We start from the raw sequence: 20,093 nt of genomic DNA on the forward strand, positions 1-20,093 counted from the left end.
GACTTCTATATTTATAGAGGTACTAGCCGTAGCTGTCGATGTAGAAAAGTTAAGGATTTTCCTCACTTAACTTTGGCGATTTCTTTTTTTCTACCTAATATAATTGAGACTTGTCGTTCACTCATTCATAGACAACAAAAAATTATATTTTTAACTTCCTGGAATCACTAATCAATCCTTATCAGGCTTTTTATTATTCTTTCAGCAAGCCCTAATTAATTTTTGGTGATGTCTAATATTAGTAAAACACTATTCATCGAGGTGTCGATTATGGAATCTCTGGATTTGAAATGGATACGCGGACAGTTTCCCGCACTTAACCAAAAAATCAACGGACAACCTGCAATATTTTTTGATGGGCCGGGTGGAACACAAGTACCGGGTGCGGTGTTAGATGCAATCAGTGATTATTTGGTGAGGTCAAATGCTAATGCTCACGGTGCTTTTGCTACTAGTGCGCGGACAGATGCAGTGATTACGGCGGCGAGAGTGGCGATCGCTGATTTTTTGGGTTGCAGTAGTGATGAAGTGGTGTTTGGCGCAAATATGACCTCACTCACCTTTACTTTAAGTCGAGCGATCGCCCGCACCATTAAACCAGGCGATGAAATTATCGTCACCCGATTAGATCATGCTGCTAACATTGCTCCTTGGTATGCGTTGGAAGAACAGGGTGCAATTATTCGCGTGGTGGATCTTAATGTTGCAGATTGCACCCTAGACATGAACGATTTAGAACAGCAGATTAATTCCCGCACCAAACTAGTAGCGGTGAGTTATGCTTCTAATGCTGTGGGGACAATCAATGATGTTGCGACTATAGTCCGTCTCGCCCATGCTGTCGGTGCTTGGGTGTTTGTCGATGCCGTCCATTATGCGCCCCACGCACCGATTAATGTTCATGCTTTAGACTGCGACTTTCTGGCTTGTTCCGCGTATAAATTTTTTGCCCCCCATATTGGTATTTTGTACGGTAAACGGGAGCATTTGCAGAATCTGCAACCATATAAAGTCAAACCAGCCTCCGATGAAGTCCCATCTCGTTGGGAAACGGGAACTTTGAATCATGAGGGATTGGCGGGTGTGGTGGCGGCGATTAACTATCTCACAAAACTAGGTTGTCATGTTTCGCCAACTATTGACAACGAATTAATAGCAGCCTTGATTGATGCTGACAAAGAAGGTTTAGAACACTTTCAATGTCCCCGCTTTTTAATATCAGAACACCCAGATGCGATCGCCTCAGCCTATCACAGCCGAAGAGCGGCTTTAGTTGCAGCGATGTCAGCGATTCAACAATATGAAAGAGAACTGAGTCATAAACTTATTGCGGGACTATTAGAAATTCCTGGTTTAACTTTATATGGCATCACCGATACCACGCGTTTTAATTGGCGTACACCTACTGTAGCAATCAGATTAGAAGGGAAAAGTCCTGAAAGTATAGCGAAAAATTTAGGCGATCGCGGTATTTTCACTTGGCATGGTAATTTTTATGCTCTTAGCCTGACTGAGAAACTAGGACTAGAAGCCAGTGGCGGTCTATTAAGAGTCGGTCTAGTACATTACAACTCTTTGGCAGAGGTTTTGCAACTACTGCAAGCCTTAAAGGAGATTGCAGCAGTTGCGGTAACTTAGACATCTCTCTTAACTCTGCACTATATTTCCCCACCAACAGCATTTAATAGTGTTGGTGGGTAATTTTATACTTCTAAATCTTCGACTTCTTCCGCTTCAAAGTCAAAAGTATCCATAAGCTCCGCCACTTCTTCGTCTTCTTCTACCTCATCTTCGTAAGAGTAGTCAACAGATGGGTAAGACACTAATCGACCTGTATTTTGCAACCAATCAAGTAAGGATTCCTCTTGTTTAAGAGGAATTATAGGTGCTGGTTGATAACGAGGTTCTTCGTGGAGACCTGGGTTAGACTGTTTCACCATGATTTTGTACCCCCGAACCATCTCTTGGATACCAATTTGCTTATATCAAGCTACGGATGCAAACCCCAAACCTAAGATTACATCTGATGTTCTTAACTACAAATTGATATTACTTACTAGTGTGATGCTCTCAATGCTAAAGACTTCCTCCCTATGGTTGAGTTTAGAAGGAATTTATATAACCATAGAGACACAGATGAGACAGAGATAAGGAATTTTTTGACAAAACTTTTGGCTACTTATTAGATAACTTAGTTCCACACCGTTTACAAAACTCCGCATCTCTATCGTGAAATGCCAAACCACAACCCACACAAATTATTTCTATTTGATTAGCATTTTTAACTAAACCCTTGATTAAATCTCCTACTTGCCAAGGTATCAGAGTAACACCAGTCAAAATCATCAAGACTGTCAATAATCGCCCTAATTCAGAAGTTGGTGTGACATCACCAAATCCCACAGTTGTCATCGTCACAACCGAGAAGTAAAAAGCATCTAAAAAAGTTTTGTAACCTGTGGGGTTGACAGGATGTTCTACTTGATAAATTAGACCTGAATAAACAAATATGATGGCAAATAATGTAAATAATATCCGGATAAAAATTACCCCATCTTCTGTGCTAAGAGTGCCAAATAAAAATTTTTTATCAATAAATCTAATTAAACGTAAAATTCTAAACCACCGCAGTAAGCGAATAAAAGTAATATCTACTAATCCAATAAAAAATGGCAAAATAGCCATTAAGTCAATAATTGCATAGAAACTCAAAATATAATTAATTTTATGTTCTGCACTCCACAAACGCAGGGCATATTCTATCGCAAAAATTATCAATATAACCTTATCTATTAGATCCAACTGTAAGCGGATATCATCAGGTATATTATATGTTTGCACTACAAAAATACCTGATGACAATAGCACTAAAGTAGCAATTGTTAAATTAATCGCTTTACCAATTGGTGTTTCTAGGTCTGTTAAGTAAAATTCCGTTTGTTTTCTACTCAGCAACATATTTCACTACCACCAGTTGAATATGGTATTTTTACTGATTATCTGGCTGAATTACCAAGCTAATATGAACCAAGAATATTTTATGAGTCTAGCAATTGAGGCAGCCAAACAGGGGGATGCACCTTATGGCGCAGTCATTGTTAATGATAATCAAGTTGTGGCAACAGCACACAATACTGTCGGGAGAGATTGCGATCCTTCCGCTCATGCGGAAATTAACGTTATTCGCCGTTTAACGACTCAAATCAACAACTTTTCCTTAGAGGGTTATAGCATATATACCACTGGTGAACCTTGTCCTATGTGTGCAGCAGCTTGCGTTTGGAGCGGTTTGGCAGAAATTGTCTATGGTGCTTCAATTGCGGATTTAATGGCGATAAATCAGGCACAAATTAATATTACTTGTGAAGAAGTGATTGCGAAATCATTTAGAAACATCCGAGTTACCAAAGGTGTGCTGAGACAGGAATGTTTGAATTTGTTTAAATAACACAATGAGGTTGAAATGTCAAAAATCATCGGTTTGGATGATATGACGGTAGAAGAATTAAATCAAGAGTTAGCTAATGGGGCTAAATTTGTCGTTTTTCTCTATTGTTTCTCTATCGTGATTTTAACATTTAAACGTAGTTCTGAAATTTATTTGATTAAATCAGGAGAAAATACCTTGAAAAAGAGTATTAAATTTACTCTAATTTCGTTATTTTTGGGTTGGTGGGGTTTACCTTGGGGTATAGTTTATACGATTCAATGTTTGTTTACTAACTTAAGTGGGGGTAGAGATGTTACCCAGCAAATTATGGCAGCATTAAGACAGGAATAAGTTTGATTATTAGAGATCAAATGGACTCATTTAAATAAGATAAATAAGTATTGGCAATAATAGCGGCTTGAGTGCGATCGCGCAAGTTCAAGCGATTTAAAATATTAGTCACATGATTTTTCACTGTCCCTTCAGAAATGTAAAGCTGTTGGGCTATTTCGCGGTTATTAGCACCTATAGCAATTAGCTGTAAAACTTCTTTTTCTCTAGGTGTAAGTTCTGCTAAACTGGGTGGCATAGATGGTGTTTGACTAGGTGCTGGGGTCGGAAATTGAATCAAAAGTTTTTTGACAATTCCTGGGCCTAGTTGAGTATATCCCTTCTGCACAGCACGAATAGCCACAGCTAATTCTTCGGACGGTGTATCTTTCAGTAAGTAACCCATTGCACCATGTTTTAAGGCTGCTTTCACATATTCATCATCATCGAAAGTTGTCAGCACTAAAACTTTTACCCCCGGAAAATTCTTGCAAATTTCGCGTGTGGCTGCAACTCCATCCATAATAGGCATTCTAATATCCATTAAGACTACATCTGGTAATGATTTAGCCATTAAATTAAGAGCAACTTCTCCATTTTCTGCCTCTCCCACTATTTCTAAATCTGGTTCTAGTTCCAATAAAGCTTTTAACCCTTGACGAATTAAACCCTGGTCATCTACTAATAAGACTTTAATCATGAAATTAACCTGCCTAGAGGAATATTAACTGTAATTTGACAACCGCAACCAAATTCGCTGTTGATTGTAAAATTTCCTCCCAAAGATAAAGCCCGATCGCGCATACTTTGTAATCCAAATCCTGTAGTATTTTGTTCTAGATCAAACCCTCTACCATTATCCTCAATAATTAGATATAAACTTCCTCTATTGATAATTACTTCTAGGTTGACTTCTGTTGCTCTAGCGTGTTTAGAAATATTCGTTAATGACTCTTGAATTATCCGATAAATAGTAGTATTAACTTCATTAGATAACGAATATTCAATATTGATATGGCGATTTAAAATAATATTACTTGAACGTTGAAAATCTTCGGCTAAAATATCAATTGACTGTGCTAAAGATTTGTCTTGAAGTGGATTTGATCGCATAGTAGAAACTGATTGTCTGACATCCTGTAAAGCTTTAGAACCTAATTCTTTCGCTCTAGCTAAAAAACTTTGTGCTTTATCGGGATTGCCTTGATAAAGTTTCAAGGCAGTTTCTAATTGGAGATTTAAAGCTGTCAAAGAATGCCCTAATGAATCATGAATTTCCCGTGCGATTCGATTGCGTTCTTCTAGAGTAGCTTGATTTTCAATACGCAGAGCATATTGGCGCAGTTTTTCATTGGCGATCGCTAATTCTTCTCTACTTTCGCGTTCCGATAATACAGTATTCATTAAAAGTAAGACAAATACTAAACTTAAACCAAAAACTAAAGCTAAACTCAAAGTAAAAAATCGAAATCTTTCTTGGGCTGCTGGTGGTAAAGGATAACGAGGTACTCGATATAATAGGGTTGTTAAAAATAAAGTAAAGGAAATAAATGTAACTGATAAACGTCCAGGTAATGGAAAAATTAAACAGCTACGAGTCACTAAAATGATGTAGAGAAAAGGGAATAGGCGATCGGATCTACCACTAAATAACCCAGTTATAAAAATTAAAATAATTCCACAAGCGGTATAGATAATCTTAATAATATTATTACTAGTGGGCAATCTCAAGCCCATTAATCCAAAAATTGTGAGATTTAAAATTGTCAGTTCAGGAAATTTACTGGCAAATCGCGGTGAAGGATATGGCAATACTGATGTGATCAGAGAAATTACTAGTAATATCCATTCTAAATACAGCAAAAACCGAAAAGGATGATTATTAATTTGGATGGGGCGAGTCATAGTTAATTCGTAATTCGTAGTTCGTAGTTCGTAATTATTAATTTAAAGCAAAAAATATCATTAAATAGCTAATTACCGATTCTGTTTTCTATATCTACTTTAGTTTTGAAATTATTACCAGTTACCTGAATCATAGTTAAAGCATGACTTTAGTCATGGGTGTATTCATGACTTTCTCCTCATGTGGGTAGTTGATGTAAGTTATTAATATGGTTGCATACCACAAGAAAAAAAACGAGGTCTTCAATGCAACTCAAATCATTATCTCTTCTAGCTGGTGCGATCGCTCTCACTTTAACTGCAACTGTAGCCCCCTTTGCTGTTCAGGCACAAACCGCCTTCTCTTCCCCATTCCAAGTTGCACAAGCCGCAAAAAAAGGCGGCCCTTGGGCTAGTTTGGGATTATCAGCAGAGCAAGAAGCCAGAATTAAACAAATTCAAAGCAACGCCCGCGCTCAAATGGAAAACGTGTTCACTCCCGAACAAAAAGCCAAGCTACAAGCTGCACGTCAAGAACGCCAAGCAAATCGAGCGCAACGTCAAGCAGGCGAACGTCCTGAAGCCGGTCAGCGTCGCGGGAAGAAAATGGCTGACTTGAATTTGACAGATGACCAAAAAGCTAGAATGCGGACAATTCGCGAAAATTCCAAACAACAAATACAAGCAGTTCTAACTACAGAACAACGAGCCAAACTACAAGAAATGAAAGCTACTCGTCGTCAGCGTTGGCAGCAACGTCGCCAACAAAACAGTAATTAATCTCACCTAAAAAATTTTCTCAAATTTTTTAACCGATGCAAACTTTTGCGGCTTCCTCTAATCCTACCCCTCGCCTACAGCAATTTTTAGACCTAATTGATCGCATCACTGAAGCTAGGGGGGAAAATATTCCACCCATCGTAAATCTAGCAAAATTGCGATCGCTCCCTCCAGATACTCTTGGCACTTAAGCTTAGGTGAAGTACAAGCATTATTTTCCATAACCCCAAATTAACAGACTTCTTGCAGAAGATGAGAAAAGGGGAAATATGCCCTCCCCTTTTCTTTTCCCTCTTTCCCAACAAAACAGAATCTTCCATCACACCCTAGTAAAGTTCAAAATAATGAGCTATGAGTTGATCAAAACTCATAGCTCTTTTTTTATGTCTGAAGAATTTACCATTGGTAGTAAAGTCCGAGTTGTAGCCTTACCGTCTTATATCAAAACAGCAGATCCTATGCCTATGTTACGCCCCCCCGATATCATTCAAGTAGGCGAAGAGGGTATAGTCCTTGACCGTCGGCCTGGTGGATATTGGGGCATTCGGTTTGCTAAGGGAGCTTTTCTTTTAGATAGTCAATACATTGAAAGCATAGATAGCAATAGCCAATAATTGTAAACTTATGTAAAGTTGTTATTGTTGTCTACATCATGATTTCCCGCCGCCATTTTTTGAACATCTTATTAGTTAGCTGTTTTGCTGTGATTAGTTGGTTAAATTTTGCCCCTGCTGCTCATGCACTTGGGGGTAAACTCCCAGCAATTAATCAGCCTGCACCAGACTTTACTCTACCCACAAATACGGGTGACGGTGAACTTGCCCTGGCTGATTTGCGTGGTAAATGGGTAGTCCTTTACTTTTATCCCAAAGATTTCACTGCTGGTTGCACCATTGAAGCGCGACGGTTTCAGCAAGATTTACCAAAATATCTGAAGAAAAATGTGGAAATTGTTGGTGTCAGTGCTGATGATATCGATTCCCATGCTGAGTTTTGTGACTCCGAGGGGCTAAAATTTCCTCTTTTGGCTGATACTACTGGCACTGTCAGCAAAGCTTACGGTTCTTGGCTCGGTTTTTTATCCATGCGTCATAGTTTTATCATCGATCCTCAAGGCTTGCTGCGGGAAACTTTTGTCAAAGTTAATCCTTCTGTTCACAGTGCAGAAGTTTTGGCAAGACTTGAACAGTTGCAATCTCAAGCTTCTTAAAACTTCTAATATCAGCTAAACCCAGAACCCCGCTTTCTTAAAGAAAGCAGGGTTTTTCATATAAGTGAGTTGCATTGATAGTATTAAATTTAATATGTCAATCCCTATCGATGATTCGTAACATTAGTATTAAATTTATTTACATAAGGCAACAAAAGGAGAATAAATTATCTACACTACCATCAACGAAAGCGGTCAACTCAATAACTACGCTACCGAAACCGAAATGTACTATGCACCTTACCCTGATCAAGAGCAACAAAGTCGCTACACTTTTCAAGGTGCGATCGCTACTTTATTTGTGACTGCAATCATCTTGATCGCTTGCGGCGTAAGCTAAAAGAATCTTTAACGAAAACCATCATTATCTATAGCAGTGTATGCGTCGTTGGGAGTAAGTCCCAACCAAGGGTCAGAACTAGGAGTAAGAAATAATTGAGCATATACTTTCTCATTGAGTATTGCTATATCACTAGTCTGATTACCTTCGACAAACCATTGATGAATTTGGCTGTGTAGTATATATTCATTTCTGACTGTATCTAAAGCCATTGCGGCTTCAAAATTTTGCACTAATCCCTGTAAATTACCTGTCTGAGTTTTAGCTCGGATCAAAGCAAGACTGTTTTGATCAAGCTTGGTATCAGCAGTATAAAGTTGAGCAATCTTATTCCAAGCATCCTCGTCGGTAATTTTTGCCAACGTATCTCTATTATTGTTAGGTTGGATAGTCCTGAGTAGTGGACGTTCTACTACCATTTTAGAAATTGCCAAAGGATCTGCTATTTCTGCTCTTGGTGACTGAGTTGTATTAATTGATGCCGTTCTTGCGGGAGGAGTCTGTATCCCTAACTGGGATAAATCAGCCGTCCATTGGGTTTGGATTGCTTGCAGGCGATCGCTATGATATTTTTGTAGAAAGCGATTACGGTTGGCGATCGCTAGTTTACTATATTCTTTTGCTGCTACTTCAGCTTGTTGGAGTTTTTGCAAAAAAGCTTTCGGCCCATACAGTCCGGGAATAGCATCAATAGGACGACCAGAGCCATCTAATATGTAGTGAATACTATTCCCTGTAATTGTCCGTTCCAACTTGCGACCATCACCAAAATCAATTGTGACTTTTGGTGCAGGACGTACTGATTGCCAGTGTAGAATAAAACGGTCTTGCAGCACTTTTGATACCTGTGCATTGGGGTACAGCGCGACTCTAAAAAACCGACTATTCGCACAACTCAAATCTTGGTCAAGTCTACCCAGCAACCGCAGAGATAAAATTGGTTTACCGCTAGCTTGAGCAGCTGCTTTAGCTTGTTTTAGGTCAGTGTACCAGTAAAGACGGGAAGCGTAACAGTCTCGTTGCTGGCAAAGTGTATCTAAAGCCGTCCTAATTTTGGGATCATTCAGTTGACTTGCATGATTTTTGAGAAATAATTGTAATCCTTGTGACCCCTGTCCCCGTAGAATTGACACCTCTTGAGATAGCCGAGATGATTGATCTACAGGAGTTCTAGCATCAGCAAACTGGATGAAGCTCAAGCTGATAAGCATCAATACACTGAGATTTTGATAGCTGCTAAATTTCATATGTTTGGAGAACCAGAGATCAGGGTATATACATTATCAAATAGATTTGATAAGTAAATAATATGCAATCAGTCTAACTCTTAAAGTGTGTTTAAAAAGGGTTGTTCTATGTTATGTTGTAGCTTGCTTTGCTACGCAACGCTACCGCGAGCGACCTAGCAGTATGCAAACCTATTTCCTTGATAGCGATTCCTGCATCAGTGAGTTACAAAAAGAAAGAATTAATCGCAGATAAATTTGTACCTCCGCAGACTCGGAAAAGCTATAAACTATGCCACGTATCTTTGACAATATTGATTTACGACTGCTTCCCATTTTACCCGACACGCTAAACGTGTCCTACAAAACAAATTTTTGCGTAGGTTATTTTAACCTCAGAGGTTGGCAAAAAATTGATGATTTGATTGAACAATATATTGGCGAAGAAAACGCCTGCTGTCGGCTACTCAAGATATTATTGATTAAAGTTAGAATTTACGAAGTCGAAAAACCTGCCAATCTTATAGTAAAGATTAGCAGGTTTAGGGATTTTATCAATCGGAGCGGCGGGATTCGAACCCACGACCTCCACTACCCCAAAGTGGCGCGCTACCAAGCTGCGCTACGCCCCGGTCAGAATTACCATATTATCGCAAAGCTCTATGATAATCAAGGGGTAAGTTCAAAAAACTTTGAGCATTCCCGCAGCTTGCAATAGACCAGGTATAGCAGGGGCTGGCCATTGACCTTCTACACAACGTCCTGAGTTGAGGATGAAGCGCAGACTGTATTCATGGGAATAGCCTTCTACTTCCATCCATAATAAATCGCTTTCGGCTTCACAGGCTATTTTTTCTTCGTCCATTAATTCGGCGGTGAGTTGTTTCATGGTGTCGGCTAGCTTTGCCAACAGGCGGCAAAAATCATCTATCTCAGCTGCGGTTAACTCAACTGCCCAATCATCAGTACCTACTAACCCTTGAAACTCGCTAGCGTTGGGATTCCAGCCAATGCGCCAACCTTCACCGCTTTTAATTAGACGTTCCATGAGGGTTAGGGATTGGGGTTAAAGATGTTGGTGAGGATTTGAACTAGGGCATCTCTTTGGGGGCGGGTGAGGCTTTTAATAGTGGTGCGATCGCCTTCTAAGGGGTTCTGCCTTAAGGTATCATTACCTGGGTAGGTGGTTTCATACATGGTTTCGTTGGCATCCAGGTAATCAGCTAAGGTGAGCTTCCAATCTAGGCGATAATTGGGGGCGCGTTCTTTGATGTAAATGTGATATCTAATCAAGCGGCTAGCTAGGGTGCTATTTTCTGCCACTTTCCCTGATTCTTTGCTGATATATTGGTTTTCTTTGGGCAAATCAGGCAATTTTTCATAGACTACCTGCCACACATCACTAGGACTAATTCTTTGGGCTTGTGCTGGGGCAATGTGCAATATACTTATTCCTGAAGTTAATAATATTACACTGGCAGTTAAGATAGCGATCGCAATTAATTTAAGTCGCACAAATATAAACTGAGAATTAGAAAAAATTTTTTGCTTGTTCATAGTAGTGAATATCTGAGGTGAAAGCACAAAGCAAATAGTTTTGTCTTTAACTCTGCACAGGCTGACGCACCGCTACGCTAACAGCACTTCCACCTCAGCATTAATTTCACAGTTCGCCAATGATTTCTGGTTGTGTCAGTTCATCGGACATTTCAATAATTGCCCTTAGCACAGGTTTCATCATGGCATCTTCGGCATTTTCAAATTCTTCATAACGCCGACGCTTGGCACGATTTGCCACTTGAACCGTAATGCGGTAGCGATTGGAAGCTGCACTAATTAGTTCCTCGGAACGGTGCATAATCTGAGACTGTGTTGTCTCGAACTTAGAACGCTTGAGCATAGTAATTGGTTCTTGGGGACATACTTAGTTTAGCAGTACCGAACAAGATGGTGTATCCTGTTAATCCCTCTTTTCTTTCTTTTCTTTCCACTACGCCCTTATACCCTTTCGCATAATCGATTGATTTGCTTCTGTAACTGTTCACGAACTTGGTTAGTGCGTTGATACACGGCTTTACGTGCTTTACTAGAATTATGATTAAGATGTGCGATCGCGTCTACTGTGTCCACAGACTGAATAAAATAACGTAACCGACTTCTCATAGCCCAAACGCCCATTGAGGGAAAGATCATTAGTACCAACATCAAAGGTGAGATGGGCAAGAACGGTAATTTAAATAGTCTTTGTAATTTTTTGATATTAACAGTCCAAGGATGTAACAATTCACTACCGACGCAAACGACGGGTAGAATCGGAATATGATAGCGATCGCTCAACTGTAAAAAACTCACATCAAACTTTTGCAGTTGATAGCGTTTACCCCAACCTTTCAGGGGGCCGCGTAAACCTTCGGGGGCATATAGCAAAATTTTACCTTGGGAAATAGCCTGTTCAAAATCACCTAACTCTGCCCGCACAGCACCCAAAACCTGTGACCATTTAGGAGGTAGCCACCAGACAACCCAAGGATGATCAAATAATGATACTCCCGCTAAAGGTTGTACTGTCCAACCTCGTGCTTCACCTAATAAATAACCCAAGCAAATAAAGTCCCAGGGAAAACACATCCCTGCATGATTCATCACTACAATCGTCGAACCAGTAGATGGCAAATTCTCAATTTGCTGCAATTCCCCCCGGAAATAATATCTCACAATAAAAGCTAAAATTTCTTCCCGAAATGCCTGTTGATAGTGAGGATTAAAGTCTGTAATTTCTGTTCTGGGTGAACGACAACCTAAGCGCAACCACCGACTCAACAATGCTAGATAAAATCCCCCAGGAATTAAAAATAGTAAATATTCTAGCCAATACCAACCATCAGGATCTGCGTGATAATGTTGCCAGTGACGATTAAATAAAATCAGCCAACCGGGCGGATACCACAAACAAAACCAGTCAAACCACTTAAATTGATATGGTTGCTGAGATGCAGTTGCTTGTTGGGAATATCCCAGACTTTCAGCATTTTGATTAATCACAACTACTGAGTAGATAAAATGACATTTTTAATTTAGTCAATATCCTAACCTGATCAATTCATCCTGTGTATCTGACTCTAGACGTAAAAATTACTACATTAGCATCACAATATTACATAAACAAAATCAGTCAAATGAGCTAATTTAGAGTTAAGTTTCTGAGAGTGGCAAAGATGTTATTAGAATTAAAGCGCATCTATATTCCACCTGGACAAAAAGTATTGCTGCGAGATGTAACCTGGCAAGAATTAGAAACAATTCTTGAAGATTTAGGCGAACACCGCGCAGCCCGTATTGCTTATGATAGGGGAATATTAGAAATTATGTCTCCATTGCCAGAATATGAAGATAATAAAGAAATTATCAGCGATTTAGTCAAAGCACTTTTAGAGGAGTTAGGCATTGAGTTTAGATGCTTAGGTTCTACTACCTTCAAGAATCAATTCATGGCTCAAGGGATAGAACCTGATCAGTGTTTTTATATCACCAATGAATCTAAAATACGTGGTAAAAAGCGACTAGATTTAACAGTAGATCCTCCTCCAGATTTAGCCTTAGAAATTGATATTACTTCTCGCAACCATACCTATATTTATCAATCGCTAAAAGTGCCAGAACTTTGGCGTTTTGAAAACGGTAAGTTACAAATTAATATTTTACATGATGACATTTATATAGAATCTCAAAACAGCTTGAATTTCCCCCAATTGCCTTTAATAGATGTCATGACACAATATCTTAATCAAAGTAAAATCATTGGGAGAAATACCACGCTCAAGAATTTTCGGATTTGGGTAAGAGAGCAGATACAAATTTCCTGAAGGGGTGAATCAAATTGCTAAACCGGAATTTATGAAAAGTGCTGAGTTGGTAAAATATCCTCTGCTTTTTGCCTTTTACTTTGTTTTTTTTGGCTCAACTTTAACTGAGACTTAGTTTCTCAAACCGAAAATTCAAGTTTTTTTTAAAGTACAGAGATTAAAAAGATACACATTCTTAAAGATGGGGTTGTCTAAGCGGATATTCTAACGTCAACCCAATAATTTTTTACCTTGTCCAAGATTTGAATGATTTTCACCAAAGCAACTGCTTTACCAATTTCGCCAACGCGGGAGAGGCGATCGCCAATTTCAAAATTCATGCCCGGTATTGTTACCAACCAAGCAGTCGGACAATGACCGTAAAGGGTTTGAGTTAAAGCCAACAGTGATCGCGGATCACCCGTATGAACGCTTTTATCAATATCACAAGCCGGTGAGAGCGATCGCACTTGGACATCCCAACCATTCACAGGTAAACAAGCATCAACAAATATTGCTAAATCAGTGCTGGCTAAAGCAGTAGATAAATCCGGTGTAAGTTGGTGAATTGCCAGGGATTCCACAGACGATAAATGCCAAGAAGCAATCTCATTTGCTATCCGTTGTCCAATACCGTCATCACTTCTTAAGTCGTTACCATAACCAATCACCATTACAGAGTTTTTCATAATTTTTAGTTCTATGATGTAAACAATTGACCTACTCAGCACACTTCATAAAACTGTAAATTTAATCAGTATCTTCAGCTTTAGTAGTTCCATTTGAAACATTAGCTAAAAAAATTGAGGAAGTTGTGAGGATAGGAGTTAACTGCTATCCAGGGATGATTGAAACATAAAGCCTAACAGCACTCATCACTCACCACTCATTACTTACTCACCACTCATTACTCATTACTCATTACTCATTACTCAAAACTATTCTCGCTTGCTGACTCCATTGTTGAACTTGCTCAATTGCTGGACACAAATCCCGTCGCTGCATGGTTGCCACCTGCAAGCGTAAAATCTGTTTGTGTAATCTGTGAGTTGGAGTCTGCGCTAACTGTGCCACAGAAGCAACACCTGAGTGTAGTAATAAACCACAATACTGCGTTCCTACGCTAGGAATTCTGGCTAAATCAGCCAAAGCCACCCATTTATTTACATATTGAAGGTTAACCTGTAATTTCTTCGCCAGAGCTACCTTATCTTGTAGAGTTTTGCCCTGTTTTACTAGCCCAACTGTAGTTTTAATTCCACAGTTTTGTAGTTGGGATTGTTCTTCTTGACTCAATCCCGGCAACTGTTCAATCGGCCAGTCAGAATATTGCATCGGACTGCGGTTTTTAGTACCTGTTTGTTTAGCAGACATTTTTATTGATCAACATGAGTTGCCTTTAATATTTTGACTTTTTCATGAAGAAATGGGGGAATAGAAGAGAAAAACTAATGAATTATGACTAATTAACGCCGTGTTCAACTTTGTCTCAAACCTAACCCCCAAACCCTTCCCTACATTCGCGCAGCGTGTCGGAGACAGGGAAGGGGAGCAGGAATCAAAGCCTCCTTGCAGGGGAGAGGTACCCTGCGGGAAGCAAGCTATGGAGAGGGGATTATGAAATAAGTTGCACATCACATCACATTAATTAACTAATTAACTCTCCCCGTAAGACTCTAATAGCTTGACCTGATAGCAAGACGCGGTCGCCTCCCCCATAACTCACTTTTACTACTCCACCGCGACTTGATGCTTGATATGCTAAGAATTGATCTTTGTTGAGGCGATCGCGCCAAAATGAAGCCAAGCAACAATGGGCTGCACCTGTTACGGGATCTTCGTTAATCCCTAAGCCTGGCGCAAAAAAACGAGACACGAAATCGTACTGGGAATCAGAGTTTGCCTGACTAGTCACAATCACATTAGCCATAGGCAAGCTTTTCATTTGCTGAAAATTCGGCTGCATTTGCCGCACCAAATCTTCAGATGCTACTTCTACCAAGTAACCCAAGTAATTCTGTACAACTGATTTTAACGCTACTCCTAAAGCCTCACTGAGTTCTGGCGGTGCAATAGTTGCTTGTGAGTGAGTCACCGGGAAATCTAACTCAATCCACTCATCTTTTCGTTTGGCAATGAGTAAACCGCTTTTAGTGTAGAAACGTGCGGTTTCATCTGGTGATAAATGCCCCTCAGACCACAGCACATGACTACTAGCTAAGGTTGCATGACCACAAAGCGGCACTTCTACTGTAGGTGTAAACCAGCGCAGATTAAAACCATCATCCTGCTTCAGTAAAAAAGCCGTCTCAGATAAATTCATCTCCTGGGCTACATTCTGCATCCACTCGTCAGCTTGGGGAGTAGCTAAAACACAGACGGCGGCGGGATTGCCTGCAAAGGGTTTATCGGTAAACGCATCAACCTGGGTAATGATTTGTCTCATAAGTAGTTAGGTGAAGGGAGGGGACAGGGGACAGGGAACAGGGGACAGGGAACAGGTGACAGGGGGCAGGGGACAGGTGATAGGTGATAGGAAAATAGTGTGTTTAATTATGTGTTTGAGTACATACATTAAAGCGATCGCCTAGGGAAAACTAGAAGAAGAATCTAGAGAATTTGAGGACGAACAAGGTAAAAAAGGCAGAGTATTCCAACTTTTTCAAAATACAACACAAATGCCTCTGCATGAACCGTCGCGCAATGGCAGTCGCTACAACGGAGGACACACGCAACGCGCTGCCTCCCCTCTGCGTTTAAAAGTAAAGCAAAAGTTCAATGGGTAGTATTTAGGAACGATTAAACTATGTTCAATCAAGCAGAAAACTGGGGAATAAAAATCTTCAAAAATATCTTTGCTACTATTTCTATGGGGTTAGTTGTATTCGGTTTAGTTAGTTGCGATATTAATCAACAAGCATCTCCACCTCAAATAGAACGACCAACTATAGAGTCTGAACCATCACCAACCGAGACAGATCAAGAGGAAGATGAGGGTGATGAGCAAGATGAGGCTGATGAGCAAGATGAAAATACCAAACAAGAAGATAGAAACTAGAGGTTGTTTGAGTTTTGATTTATGGTAATCCACAACAGTTCTAGTTCCCTGGCTGAGACTCTACTGCATCGACGGCAACGACTAGCCAGTTTGATTGATTTTCCGGTAATTCTCTGGTCAGGTCACAGCAACCCACGCAACTTTCCAGCCAATGCCTTTCCATTTCGTGCTAGCAGTCATTTCCTATATTTTGCTGGTTTGCCTTTACCCAATGCAGCGATTCGTCTAGAAGCTGGGAAGCTAGAATTGTTCATGGATAATCCCGAACCTAGTAGCGCACTCTGGCATGGAGAAATGCCCAAACGGGAGGAAATCGCCGCGCAAATTGGTGCGGATGTTGCCAGAACGATGTCGGAATTGAAGCATCGGGGTAAAGATGCGGCATCAATTCCCGTGCAGAATTATCGGACTACCTTGGTACAGTCAAAAATTCTGCAAAGACAAATATCTTCACCCTCTGACCTTGAGGGATTAGACTTAGAATTGGCAAAGGCGATCGCAACTTTACGTCTCACCCACGATGCAGGCGCATTAATTGAGTTACGCAAAGCTGCTGCTGTAAGTGTTGAGGCACACAAAGCCGGGATGATAGCCACACCCGAAGCCACACTCGAAGCATCAGTCCGCGCCGCAATGGAAGGGGTAATCATTGCCCACAATATGACTACCTCCTACAACAGTATTGTTACTGTTCAGGGCGAAGTATTGCATAACGAAGCATATCACCACCTTTTGCAACCAGGTGATTTACTCTTAGCTGATGTCGGTGCGGAAACTCAAATGGGTTGGGCTGCTGATATCACAAGGACTTGGCCTGTTTCGGGTAAGTTTTCACCTACGCAACGGGACGTTTATGATATTGTGTTGGCGGCTCATGATGCTTGTATCGCTACAATTAGCCCTGGTGTAGAGTATCGGGACATTCATCTTTTAGCAGCCACAGTCATCGCCGAAGGTTTGGTGAATTTAGGTATTTTACAGGGGAATCCTCAAGATTTAGTAGATATGGATGCCCATGCGCTGTTTTTTCCCCACGGTATCGGGCATTTACTGGGTTTAGATGTTCATGATATGGAAGATTTGGGGGATTTAGCCGGGTATGAAGCAGGAAGAGAGAGGAGCGATCGCTTTGGCTTAGGCTACCTACGTTTAAATCGTCCCCTTTATCCAGGTATGTTAGTCACCATTGAACCTGGATTTTATCAAGTCCCAGCCATTTTAAATGATGCCAAAAATCGCGCAAAATACCAGCATATCGTTAATTGGGAACGTTTATCACAATTTGCCGATGTACGAGGAATCCGCATTGAAGATGATGTTTTAGTTACAGATGATGGTAGCGAAGTTTTAACGCTTGAGTTACCAACTCAAGCCAATGCTGTAGAAGATTTAGTCAATAGTCAATAGTTATTAGTTATTCTCCCCAGTCTCTAGTTATTTAATTTTGACTTTTGACTTTTGACTTGATTTGTCCCCAATCTCCCATTCCAAGTCGGGGAAAAAACTACTAAGCTGGTAAATAGCACATTAAAAATTAAAAATTCCTGAATCGCACTGATCAGTGATTCGGACATCCCCATTGGCTCAATAACTGTAACTAAGATATGTTTGACGCATTAGCTGACCGTTTAGAATCCGCCTGGAAGAAACTGCGCGGACAAGATAAAATTTCTGAATCTAATATTCAAGATGCTTTGCGGGAAGTGCGCCGCGCCCTGTTGGAAGCAGATGTCAACCTCCAAGTAGTCAAAGATTTTATTAGCGAAGTTGAAGCCAAGGCGCAGGGGTCGGAAGTTATTAGCGGTGTGCGACCTGACCAGCAGTTCATCAAAATTGTTTACGATGAGCTAGTGCAGGTGATGGGGGAAGAAAATGTCCCCCTAGCAGAAGTTGAACAGCAGCCGACTGTAGTTTTGATGGCTGGTTTACAAGGTACTGGTAAAACCACAGCCACAGCTAAGTTAGCTCTACATTTAAGAAAATTAGAACGCAGTTGTTTGTTAGTAGCGACAGACGTATATCGTCCCGCCGCTATCGACCAGTTAATCACCCTTGGTAAACAAATTGGTGTACCAGTTTTTGAACTGGGAAGTGATGCAGACCCCGTAGAGATTGCCCGCCAAGGTGTTGAACGCGCCAAGGCTGAAGGCGTGAACACAGTAATTATCGATACGGCTGGTCGTCTGCAAATTGACCAAGACATGATGGCGGAATTAGCCCGCATCAAAGCCACCGTTCAACCCCATGAAACTCTGTTAGTAGTGGATGCGATGACGGGTCAAGAAGCCGCTAACCTAACCCGCACCTTCCATGACCAAATCGGCATTACTGGGGCAATTCTCACCAAGATGGATGGTGATAGCCGTGGCGGTGCAGCTTTGTCAGTGCGGCAAATTTCCGGCGCGCCAATTAAATTTGTGGGTGTGGGTGAAAAAGTCGAAGCCCTACAGCCTTTTTACCCAGACCGCATGGCCTCACGGATTCTCGGTATGGGTGACGTTCTCACCTTGGTAGAAAAAGCCCAGGAAGAAATTGATTTGGCTGATGCTGAACAAATGCAGGAGAAAATCCTGTCAGCAAAATTTGACTTTACAGATTTCGTTAAGCAACTGCGCCTGTTAAAGAACATGGGATCTCTGGGTGGGATCATGAAGATGATTCCAGGGATGGGCAAACTTTCAGATGATCAGCTCAAACATGGTGAAACCCAGCTAAAACGCTGTGAAGCCATGATTAACTCCATGACCATCCAAGAACGCCGCGACCCTGATTTATTGGCCAGTTCTCCCAGCAGACGGCGACGGATTGCTGGTGGTTCAGGCTACAGAGAATCAGATGTAAGTAAACTGGTAGCCGATTTCCAAAAAATGCGATCGCTCATGCAACAAATGGGTCAAGGTCGCTTCCCCGGAATGCCGGGAATGCCAGGAATGCCAGGAATGCCAGGAATGTTTGGTGGTGGTGGAGGTATGACCGATCGCCCCTCCGCTCCCGGTTGGCGGGGTTACAATAGCGGTGCTGGTACTAAGAAGAAAAAACCCAAAGATAAGAAGAAAAAAGGGTTTGGGAATTTGTAAAGGAGGCGAGCAGGTGACAGGTGACAGAAGAGCAGGGAGCAGAGAGCAGGGGGCAAGGTAGAATTTCTCAGCACTCAGCACTCAGCACTCTTTATATCCCCATGCCCCAATTTTCTCTCTAGATTCATAGCGGTAAACCTTGGGCAAGTGCTAAAATTAGCATTTCAGTATTAGGAAGTTCTGAATTCAAAATAGGTGCTTCCTGAAATTATCCACAAACAGGAGAATAATTCTTCAACCATGATCAAATTGCGCTTGAAGCGATACGGTAAAAAGCGGGAAGCGAGCTACCGCATTGTCGCTATGAATAATCTCTCTCGCCGCGATGGTCGTCCTTTAGAAGAACTGGGATTCTACAACCCCAGAACCGATGAAGTCCGATTGAATGTTCCCGGCATCATCAAGCGATTACAACAAGGCGCACAACCCACTGACACCGTCCGTAGCATCTTAAAAAAAGCCAATGTCTTTGAACAGGTCAGTGTTACAACCGAATCATAATCCCACAGCAGCGACAGCTAGCCCTAACTACGTTGGGCTAGTAAAGTTTTTGATGCAGCCATTTTTAGAATCTCCAGAGTCTCTAAGTGTTGATTGTGAAATTTCTCAAGCCCTCAAGCGGGTTTGGATTCGCATCGCCTTTGACAGTACCGACAAAGGGAAAGTCTTTGGCCGAGGTGGACGGAATATTCAGGCCATTCGGACAGTAATTGCGGCTGCGGCAGGACTGTCTGAACAATCAGTTTACCTGGATATCTACGGCAACACCACTCCAGGACGGGAAGGGATGTCTTTTGAAGAAGACCAGCAAGAGCGATCGCCTACTCCTCGAACACGAGAACAACAGAACTTATCAAGACCTGTTGTGAAACCCCGCACCCGCTAAGTTAAAAATAAATCAGAAGCCTGAGCGGTC

Annotated in this window: 26 protein-coding genes and 1 tRNA gene; 14 read left to right on the forward strand and 13 right to left on the reverse strand. The window is 41.1% G+C overall.

The features are described 5' to 3' along the window. The first annotated feature begins 270 nt into the window (after positions 1-270). A complete protein-coding gene (locus ACM0OR_RS08935) occupies positions 271-1,638 on the forward strand; it encodes a cysteine desulfurase-like protein (protein WP_414575972.1) in 1,368 nt (455 codons plus the stop codon). 65 nt (positions 1,639-1,703) lie between these two features. On the opposite strand, the gene ACM0OR_RS08940 is transcribed toward ACM0OR_RS08935, so the two are convergent. Together ACM0OR_RS08940 and ACM0OR_RS08945 are read right to left on the reverse strand one after the other, a co-directional pair. After that, a complete protein-coding gene (locus ACM0OR_RS08940) occupies positions 1,704-1,940 on the reverse strand; it encodes a DUF3134 domain-containing protein (protein WP_414575944.1) in 237 nt (78 codons plus the stop codon). Between the two features lie 235 nt (positions 1,941-2,175). Then, complete coding sequence (locus tag ACM0OR_RS08945; protein ID WP_323265928.1) at positions 2,176-2,958, reverse strand: ion transporter; 783 nt, start codon at positions 2,956-2,958, stop codon at positions 2,176-2,178. Between the two features lie 64 nt (positions 2,959-3,022). On the opposite strand from ACM0OR_RS08945, the gene ACM0OR_RS08950 reads away from it, so the two are divergent. Both ACM0OR_RS08950 and ACM0OR_RS08955 read left to right on the forward strand, forming a co-directional pair. Then, on the forward strand, positions 3,023-3,448 hold the full coding sequence (locus tag ACM0OR_RS08950; RefSeq protein ID WP_323265934.1) for a nucleoside deaminase: 426 nt from the start codon (positions 3,023-3,025) through the stop codon (positions 3,446-3,448). Between the two features lie 15 nt (positions 3,449-3,463). Then, a complete protein-coding gene (locus tag ACM0OR_RS08955) occupies positions 3,464-3,781 on the forward strand; it encodes a hypothetical protein (RefSeq protein ID WP_414575945.1) in 318 nt (105 codons plus the stop codon). A gap of 16 nt (positions 3,782-3,797) precedes the next feature. On the opposite strand, the gene ACM0OR_RS08960 is transcribed toward ACM0OR_RS08955, so the two are convergent. Both ACM0OR_RS08960 and ACM0OR_RS08965 read right to left on the reverse strand, forming a co-directional pair. Continuing rightward, positions 3,798-4,460 carry a response regulator transcription factor gene (locus ACM0OR_RS08960; protein ID WP_414575946.1) on the reverse strand — a complete coding sequence of 221 codons (663 nt, stop codon included), beginning with the start codon at positions 4,458-4,460 and terminating at the stop codon, positions 3,798-3,800. Then, positions 4,457-5,665 carry a sensor histidine kinase gene (locus ACM0OR_RS08965; RefSeq protein ID WP_414575947.1) on the reverse strand — a complete coding sequence of 403 codons (1,209 nt, stop codon included), beginning with the start codon at positions 5,663-5,665 and terminating at the stop codon, positions 4,457-4,459. Before ACM0OR_RS08965 ends, ACM0OR_RS08960 begins: the two co-directional genes overlap by 4 nt. A 246-nt stretch (positions 5,666-5,911) precedes the next feature. Between ACM0OR_RS08965 and ACM0OR_RS08970 the strand changes: the two genes are divergently transcribed. The 5 genes from ACM0OR_RS08970 (at position 5,912) to psb34 (ending at position 7,974) form a co-directional block, all read left to right on the forward strand. Further along, entirely contained in the window at positions 5,912-6,424 is a 513-nt protein-coding gene (locus ACM0OR_RS08970) for a P pilus assembly/Cpx signaling pathway, periplasmic inhibitor/zinc-resistance associated protein (protein ID WP_414575948.1), read from the forward strand. A 35-nt stretch (positions 6,425-6,459) separates the two neighbouring features. Then, positions 6,460-6,615, forward strand: coding sequence for a hypothetical protein (locus ACM0OR_RS08975; RefSeq protein WP_414575949.1), 156 nt, complete (start codon positions 6,460-6,462; stop codon positions 6,613-6,615). Positions 6,616-6,807: 192 nt separating this feature from the next. Beyond that, positions 6,808-7,038 (forward strand): regulatory protein SipA, encoded by a 231-nt coding sequence (sipA, locus tag ACM0OR_RS08980; protein WP_190701032.1) that lies wholly within the window; start codon positions 6,808-6,810, stop codon positions 7,036-7,038. Positions 7,039-7,076: 38 nt separating this feature from the next. After that, positions 7,077-7,634, forward strand: coding sequence for a peroxiredoxin (locus ACM0OR_RS08985; RefSeq protein ID WP_414575950.1), 558 nt, complete (start codon positions 7,077-7,079; stop codon positions 7,632-7,634). 226 nt (positions 7,635-7,860) lie between these two features. Continuing rightward, entirely contained in the window at positions 7,861-7,974 is a 114-nt protein-coding gene (gene psb34, locus ACM0OR_RS08990) for a photosystem II assembly protein Psb34 (protein WP_414575951.1), read from the forward strand. 8 nt (positions 7,975-7,982) lie between these two features. Here psb34 and ACM0OR_RS08995 read toward each other — a convergent pair whose 3' ends face one another. From ACM0OR_RS08995 to ACM0OR_RS09020, 6 genes are all read right to left on the reverse strand, one after another. Further along, a complete protein-coding gene (locus ACM0OR_RS08995) occupies positions 7,983-9,221 on the reverse strand; it encodes a hypothetical protein (RefSeq protein ID WP_414575952.1) in 1,239 nt (412 codons plus the stop codon). 537 nt (positions 9,222-9,758) lie between these two features. Beyond that, positions 9,759-9,832: transfer RNA gene (locus ACM0OR_RS09000), tRNA-Pro, on the reverse strand. 50 nt (positions 9,833-9,882) lie between these two features. Continuing rightward, positions 9,883-10,248 carry a DUF1818 family protein gene (locus tag ACM0OR_RS09005; RefSeq protein ID WP_414575953.1) on the reverse strand — a complete coding sequence of 122 codons (366 nt, stop codon included), beginning with the start codon at positions 10,246-10,248 and terminating at the stop codon, positions 9,883-9,885. 5 nt (positions 10,249-10,253) lie between these two features. Further along, on the reverse strand, positions 10,254-10,757 hold the full coding sequence (locus ACM0OR_RS09010; RefSeq protein WP_414575954.1) for a hypothetical protein: 504 nt from the start codon (positions 10,755-10,757) through the stop codon (positions 10,254-10,256). Between the two features lie 106 nt (positions 10,758-10,863). Beyond that, positions 10,864-11,100, reverse strand: a complete 237-nt coding sequence (locus ACM0OR_RS09015; RefSeq protein ID WP_190701020.1) for a DNA-directed RNA polymerase subunit omega — start codon at positions 11,098-11,100, stop codon at positions 10,864-10,866. Between the two features lie 98 nt (positions 11,101-11,198). After that, complete coding sequence (locus ACM0OR_RS09020; RefSeq protein WP_414575955.1) at positions 11,199-12,242, reverse strand: 1-acyl-sn-glycerol-3-phosphate acyltransferase; 1,044 nt, start codon at positions 12,240-12,242, stop codon at positions 11,199-11,201. 173 nt (positions 12,243-12,415) lie between these two features. Here ACM0OR_RS09020 and ACM0OR_RS09025 point away from each other — a divergent pair, with 173 nt between their 5' ends. Beyond that, positions 12,416-13,063 carry a Uma2 family endonuclease gene (locus ACM0OR_RS09025; RefSeq protein WP_414575956.1) on the forward strand — a complete coding sequence of 216 codons (648 nt, stop codon included), beginning with the start codon at positions 12,416-12,418 and terminating at the stop codon, positions 13,061-13,063. A gap of 191 nt (positions 13,064-13,254) precedes the next feature. On the opposite strand, the gene ACM0OR_RS09030 is transcribed toward ACM0OR_RS09025, so the two are convergent. The 3 genes from ACM0OR_RS09030 to ACM0OR_RS09040 all read right to left on the reverse strand — a co-directional run bounded on the left by ACM0OR_RS09030 (position 13,255) and on the right by ACM0OR_RS09040 (position 15,488). Next, positions 13,255-13,731 (reverse strand): hydrogenase maturation protease, encoded by a 477-nt coding sequence (locus ACM0OR_RS09030; RefSeq protein ID WP_414575957.1) that lies wholly within the window; start codon positions 13,729-13,731, stop codon positions 13,255-13,257. 232 nt (positions 13,732-13,963) lie between these two features. Further along, positions 13,964-14,416 carry a DUF4332 domain-containing protein gene (locus ACM0OR_RS09035; RefSeq protein ID WP_414575958.1) on the reverse strand — a complete coding sequence of 151 codons (453 nt, stop codon included), beginning with the start codon at positions 14,414-14,416 and terminating at the stop codon, positions 13,964-13,966. A 274-nt stretch (positions 14,417-14,690) separates the two neighbouring features. Then, the gene (locus ACM0OR_RS09040) at positions 14,691-15,488 is read right to left on the reverse strand and encodes a PhzF family phenazine biosynthesis protein (RefSeq protein WP_414575959.1); all 798 of its coding nucleotides are present in this window, start codon (positions 15,486-15,488) and stop codon (positions 14,691-14,693) included. Positions 15,489-15,848: 360 nt separating this feature from the next. Here ACM0OR_RS09040 and ACM0OR_RS09045 point away from each other — a divergent pair, with 360 nt between their 5' ends. From ACM0OR_RS09045 to ACM0OR_RS09065, 5 genes are all read left to right on the forward strand, one after another. Further along, the gene (locus ACM0OR_RS09045) at positions 15,849-16,100 is read left to right on the forward strand and encodes a hypothetical protein (protein WP_414575960.1); all 252 of its coding nucleotides are present in this window, start codon (positions 15,849-15,851) and stop codon (positions 16,098-16,100) included. Positions 16,101-16,121: 21 nt separating this feature from the next. After that, complete coding sequence (locus tag ACM0OR_RS09050) at positions 16,122-17,507, forward strand: aminopeptidase P family protein (RefSeq protein ID WP_414575961.1); 1,386 nt, start codon at positions 16,122-16,124, stop codon at positions 17,505-17,507. Positions 17,508-17,704: 197 nt separating this feature from the next. Continuing rightward, positions 17,705-19,177 (forward strand): signal recognition particle protein, encoded by a 1,473-nt coding sequence (gene ffh, locus ACM0OR_RS09055; RefSeq protein ID WP_414575962.1) that lies wholly within the window; start codon positions 17,705-17,707, stop codon positions 19,175-19,177. A 240-nt stretch (positions 19,178-19,417) separates the two neighbouring features. Beyond that, positions 19,418-19,678: a 30S ribosomal protein S16 gene (rpsP, locus tag ACM0OR_RS09060; protein ID WP_190701267.1), complete on the forward strand. Its 261-nt coding sequence runs from the start codon at positions 19,418-19,420 to the stop codon at positions 19,676-19,678. Further along, a complete protein-coding gene (locus ACM0OR_RS09065; protein WP_190700995.1) occupies positions 19,641-20,063 on the forward strand; it encodes a KH domain-containing protein in 423 nt (140 codons plus the stop codon). Before rpsP ends, ACM0OR_RS09065 begins: the two co-directional genes overlap by 38 nt. Positions 20,064-20,093: the final 30 nt, after the last annotated feature.

The sequence above is a fragment of the Anabaena sp. CCY 9402-a genome (assembly GCF_963920945.1).
Taxonomy (GTDB): domain Bacteria; phylum Cyanobacteriota; class Cyanobacteriia; order Cyanobacteriales; family Nostocaceae; genus Trichormus; species Trichormus minutissimus.